7 protein-coding genes are annotated in these 5,309 nt (G+C 40.0%); 5 read left to right on the forward strand and 2 right to left on the reverse strand.

The annotated features are described in order from the left end of the window. Nucleotides 1–682, forward strand: a 682-nt coding sequence (locus R7035_RS24885; protein WP_206971551.1) for a Tn3 family transposase, incomplete at its 5' end; no start/stop codon positions are given. A gap of 127 nt (nt 683–809) precedes the next feature. Further along, complete coding sequence (locus R7035_RS24890) at nt 810–1,001, forward strand: hypothetical protein (protein ID WP_225455764.1); 192 nt, start codon at nt 810–812, stop codon at nt 999–1,001. 894 nt (nt 1,002–1,895) lie between these two features. Here the strand turns inward: R7035_RS24890 and R7035_RS24895 are convergent. After that, nucleotides 1,896–2,258: a hypothetical protein gene (locus tag R7035_RS24895; protein WP_025634091.1), complete on the reverse strand. Its 363-nt coding sequence runs from the start codon at nt 2,256–2,258 to the stop codon at nt 1,896–1,898. 86 nt (nt 2,259–2,344) lie between these two features. Beyond that, nucleotides 2,345–2,638 carry a hypothetical protein gene (locus R7035_RS24900; RefSeq protein ID WP_025634094.1) on the reverse strand — a complete coding sequence of 98 codons (294 nt, stop codon included), beginning with the start codon at nt 2,636–2,638 and terminating at the stop codon, nt 2,345–2,347. A gap of 744 nt (nt 2,639–3,382) precedes the next feature. On the opposite strand from R7035_RS24900, the gene R7035_RS24905 reads away from it, so the two are divergent. The 3 genes from R7035_RS24905 to R7035_RS24915 are packed head-to-tail and all read left to right on the forward strand — an operon-like array spanning nt 3,383 to nt 5,255. Further along, nucleotides 3,383–3,931 carry a hypothetical protein gene (locus R7035_RS24905; RefSeq protein WP_025634097.1) on the forward strand — a complete coding sequence of 183 codons (549 nt, stop codon included), beginning with the start codon at nt 3,383–3,385 and terminating at the stop codon, nt 3,929–3,931. 11 nt (nt 3,932–3,942) lie between these two features. Further along, nucleotides 3,943–4,281, forward strand: coding sequence for a hypothetical protein (locus R7035_RS24910; protein WP_025634098.1), 339 nt, complete (start codon nt 3,943–3,945; stop codon nt 4,279–4,281). An 11-nt stretch (nt 4,282–4,292) separates the two neighbouring features. Continuing rightward, a complete protein-coding gene (locus R7035_RS24915; protein WP_318146312.1) occupies nt 4,293–5,255 on the forward strand; it encodes a hypothetical protein in 963 nt (320 codons plus the stop codon). Nucleotides 5,256–5,309: the final 54 nt, after the last annotated feature.

Raw genomic sequence — 5,309 nt, forward strand, 5'->3', positions numbered from 1 at the left:
CGCCTTACTGGATCTATGCGGTTACAGTTTTGCACCGCGATACGCGCAGTTCAGTAGTGTCATCAATGATCTGTTTGATGTGACTGAAAGTGAACAAGGCAGCACCATACTGGCGCTAAAGAAGCCTATCAGAACGAATGTTATTACAACGGGATGGCAAGATATCAGGTGTATTGTTCTGTCACTTCAGACAAAGCGGACGACACAAGCAATGCTGGTAAGAAAGTTGTCTGGTTACCCTTCTGGACACCCAATATTACAGGCTCTGACGGAGTATAATCGACTGGTTAAAGCGCAATATTTACTTGACTACATCGACGATGCCAGTTTGCGGCAGTATGTGCAACGTGCCCTGAACCGGGGAGAAGCATGGCACTTCCTTAGACGAGCCATTGCGTCGGTGAATGGTGATCAGTTCCGTGGCAAAAACGAGTCTGAAATCGCTATCTGGAATGAATGCGCAAGATTGCTTGCCAATGCGCTCATCTACTTCAACTCCGCGATACTGAGTCATCTTCTGGGACACTTTGAAGCGACAGGTGATGAAGAAAAAGCGGCTATCACTCGTGCTGTTTCGCCCGTTGCATGGCAAAATATCAACTTAAGCGGGACGTATAACTTCACCAATACCGGAAAATTGCCTGATATTAGTGAAATTACGAAGCCAATCGTGGATGATTAAGCTTGGAAACGAAAGTAACCCACAGCTGGAGGCTATATAATACAAAGCCTGTAGCATTCTATGTTACTTTAGAGGGGAAAATCCCTAGAACCCCTTCTTGGCTCATAGTTATTTCCAAGCTAAAGCTATGGATTTTATGAACGCGTCTGGGCGTAATAAGATGATTACAGGGTTGGAAAAATCAATAGAGTTGTTCAATGAGGTTGAGGACATCCTAAACCCAATCACAATGACTGTCGCAGCAAAGTATGGGTTAACCGAGGAAGTTATTGCAAATATTCAAAAACAGGCTCTGGAAGATGCGAAAACCGACCTTTAACAAACGACTATGGCGTCAATAACTAATTTTTAGCTATGTTCTAATCCTACATGATGCATCTCTTAGCATATCACAACCATCTTGCGAACACATGCAATAATAGCAAGCGTTTAAGGTTTCAAGATGCTTTTTCTAATCTGACAAAAACGTTTTAATACACAGCTCTAAAACATTTTTGTCCAGATACGTGTTCCAGCGGATGGTCAGACAACCAGTATGATACTTTTATAGTCAATTGTTGTGAGATTGAAACATGGTAGTACCAATTGGTATGAATCTTTATTTATGTCAGCGTGACATTTAGAACGGTACTGACAGGCTTACTTGAACATTTAGTATGAAACTTTATTTCTCTCCCAAATCTACGGGGACTTCAAACCATAAATATACACGGTATCCACCACCTAAACTACACCACAAGCCGCTGTTACGACACCAATAACCTTAACTACCTCACTCGCTTTAACTCGAATTAAGCGAGCTTCGCTCGCAAAGAATCAAGCTCCCTTTCGCGTCTTCGACGCTAACGAATAAGGGCTTCGCCCTAAATATTTCTACTCCTTGGTGGCTTCGCCACTGCTAAGACCCCCTGGAAAAAAGTTTGGCGTAGCCAAACATAGATATGGATAGATAAAGATAGAAATAAATCGATATGAATAGTATTTACCAATCTAAGAAGCGGCGAAGCCGCTGGTTCTCCCAGGGGGGAGAATGCTCAAGAGGCGGCGAAGCCGACCTTATAGTTACAGCACGTGCGGATGGAGCGAAGCGGTGGGGGAGAGGCACCAATGAGTACCTTAAAGTGTGGTGGATACCGTGTATAGTTGACTAATTTTTGTTCGATAGTGGTTCAAATGAGGTCCGATTTAGACCTCAATATTTGAAAACGAAGTATTAAGTTAAAGCTGATAATGGCCAAGCAAATGTACTCAATGAGTTGTCTGACTCTTTGATTTTCTCCACAAGGTCATCCGCTCCGACTTCAATACCACATTCATACAGTCCATAAACCTCTTTTACAAAGAAAGGTTCGTCCGAACTAGTGTCCTTTACCATTTTTCGATTAAGGCATTCATTAATAAATGTTCTAGAGACATGTAAGTTCTCAGGATGTTGCCTGTTCCAGGTATCGATCGTATGCATTCTGGAATCTTTGATATGAGCGAGGTGCTGACTAATTTGTCCTCCAATTATCGACACTATGACAGTAATCGAAAACAATATTACTTTTAGACTAAGACGGATCGCAGATTTCATGCAGTATTCCTATTATAGAGGGGGATTTATTCTGATTTGGTGCTTAACGAGGTTGTTTGTGAAAGCTCTATCAAGTTGTAGTTAGGTCATGACATAAAAGGAACACCAGCCTTTTCTAGGTCTTGCCATGTAAGGGGGGCGTTCTTCACTGTACGGGGTGTTTCAAAGTGAACATTTTCGGCTTCTGAAATAAACATTCCTCTATCAGGATTTAAAAGATCCATGATTAAAGTGCCATCGGGATGGACAATAAACTCCAATTGATATCCCTCCGGTACATTTGGCCATTTATAATCCTCAGGAATGATGCCTTTAAGCCTTTGCGAGACAATGGAGACTGTCAAAACTTCATCTTTATCAATTTTTATCATATCAATCATACTCTTCGTTAATATTTGTACCAAAGCTCATATGGAAACTAAGTTGATCAAATTATCAACTAGCTCAGCATGAGGTTTTCCTAACATACGTATTAAAATATATGGTAACATTAGTATTGTTTTTTATACGCGAATGACATCTATTATTCAATGTTTAGTCTAGACTGCCTAAGAATGGTTGAGGAAAAGCTAATGTTTAGAACAAAGTATTTACTGATAGCACTATCTTGTACTGCTTTGATTTGCCTGATTTTCTTTAATAGCGGAGCATACAAAGACAATTTCGAGGTGGTGGCCAAGGTATGTGGTCTACTATCACTAGCTAGCTGGCTAGAACGTACAAAGCAGATATAACAGATAGTCGTCATGTGGCCAAAACCTATACATCCATATCTACTTAAAAAGCATGCGTACAGGTGTGCTCTAGATCCATATCGACACACGTTGATGACACTCCAGAACTATGACGACCTGATAAACCTAGATCTGCAGGTGCTTGATACTCTCTATCAACTAGAACATTTGATAGTCAGTCATTTAGAAAAAATGACAAACCATCATATTAACTCAATTACTAGTGGTAAGTACCTTTTCGGCTTGAAACTAATAGAGGCGGCTATACACAGACTTCCAGTACCGACATTCGAAAATATTGAACTGACATCGCGATCAGATAACGGCGTAAGACAAATCCTCGCGATAAAAGTGTTGTAACTGAGAATATTTGAACTAGGAGACTCAAGATTGGAAAGCGCAGTAACTAAAACAAGATGTACTGCTAAGCGCAATACATCAACGAACATCGAAAGGGCATGCTCTGCTAGTTTAGAAGAATTACTTTCAACCTATAAATTAATTGAAAGTATGGGAAGGTATGATCCTCTCTGGATCTCTTTCGAAAGAAACAGAATTGAACAAATTTGCAAAGTTAAAGAATGGACTAGGGTTGGTTTAAAAGAGCTCAATTGTATTTTGTCTTTGAAAGATATGATTAAGCTCGCCAAGAAAGAACCTAACCTAACACCACTACTTGACAGGTTATCAGGGTGTTATCGCGTTAGAAGTACCAATACTTACATGGTAAGTACCTCAAGCGAACTCGATTTGTTGAAGATTGAATTTACAGCAGCAGCACGATTTACTGTCGCAAGTTGGATGTACATTGCATTTTCTACCCATTTTGAGGACGGAGTTGAGCTAGGTTGGTCAACCATTGATGCAATATTCGAATCTCAATCACTCCCTTCAACACATCCAGACACATGGACAATGGACAATTTCTTATACATCTAGGAGGTAATAATATGATGCATTACAAAGACTCTGTATTTTCACCAGAATGGGGGCAGTTCACCAGAAGAATAGTTATATTGGCATTTTCTCTAACAATTGTAGGTTTAGCTGCATGGCGATTCTCTCAATTAGAGTCTTTTAATCTGCTTTATATAGTAATTCTTCTTCTTGGTATCCTTATCCAGGGGCTATACCCAATTTATGCTGAACGCAAAGAATTGAGACGCAAGCTTTACAGAAGACACTTGAGTACACTTAATATTGATATTCTCGAGAAGTATTTAAATCAAGCTGAAAGCGATATAGAACGAGATTTGATAGAAGACACCATTTCAACAATACGTTATTGATTGGTGATTGAATGGATATCAAATTCGACACTACTGAAATCTATCACGAGAATCGACACCAAAACCTTATGCGTATAGTCAACCAAGACTACAACCGTAAGATTCAGAACTTATGTAGACATTTAGATATGCCTCACTTGGCCAGTTATCTCAGCCACAGATCCAAGCCTCAGAAGAACATCAGTCACAGACTAGCTAGAAACATAGAAACAAAGCTCGGTATGCCTATTGGACAACTTGATGAGGCCATTTCTACCATAAATGTAGACCCAACAATTGATGATAACCTCCCAATTGACAAGCTTGCCAGATCTAGGAATTTAGAGATCCTATTGACCCTTATAGGGAATGGCAATATTAGCAAATTGAACTCAGAGCTAGGTTGTCATTTGAACAATCATTTAGGGCCCAATAAATCCCGTATGCTAGGAAAAAAGTTAGCAACCAGAATTGAAACTAAACTAGGGCTACGCCCTGGCACCATGAGCGTGAAATGTACTTTCAATGATTTTCTACCATATTTAAACAGGGACCAATTGACTAGGCATATCGAGTCTAAACAAGAAGAGTATGATGAACGAATGTCAAAACGTAGAATAATAATTGAACAAAGGAATGATATCGTGAGCCAGATGTTGAAGAAGATAGCCAGCTTTCTGGAAGGCAGTGGTACACATGAAATATTAGAGGATTCTGATATTAGAAAGGTGTATATCCCTGTGCCAAACCACAAAAATGAACTCCCAATATTAGTTAGCTGCGAAACTAAGCCATCAAACAGATTCTTAATTTTATGCTCTAAAGGTATGACAGAGCGACACGATAAACTCACAAACATGATTTTAAGCGATAGGGATAAGTTTGAAACAGATGTCGGTGAAATGGACCATTATCGGGGTCTGAAGCCCAATGGAACGAAAACGTACGCTAAGCTTCTTACCCCGCTGAACGCGCTAAGCTTCTTACCCCGCTGAACGCTCACTTGCCAACTTTTTAGCAACCCGTATTACTGTACGACCTGAAACATT

The sequence above is a fragment of the Vibrio sp. 1731 genome (genome assembly GCF_033339955.1).
In the GTDB taxonomy this organism is placed as follows: Bacteria; Pseudomonadota; Gammaproteobacteria; order Enterobacterales; family Vibrionaceae; genus Vibrio; species Vibrio alginolyticus.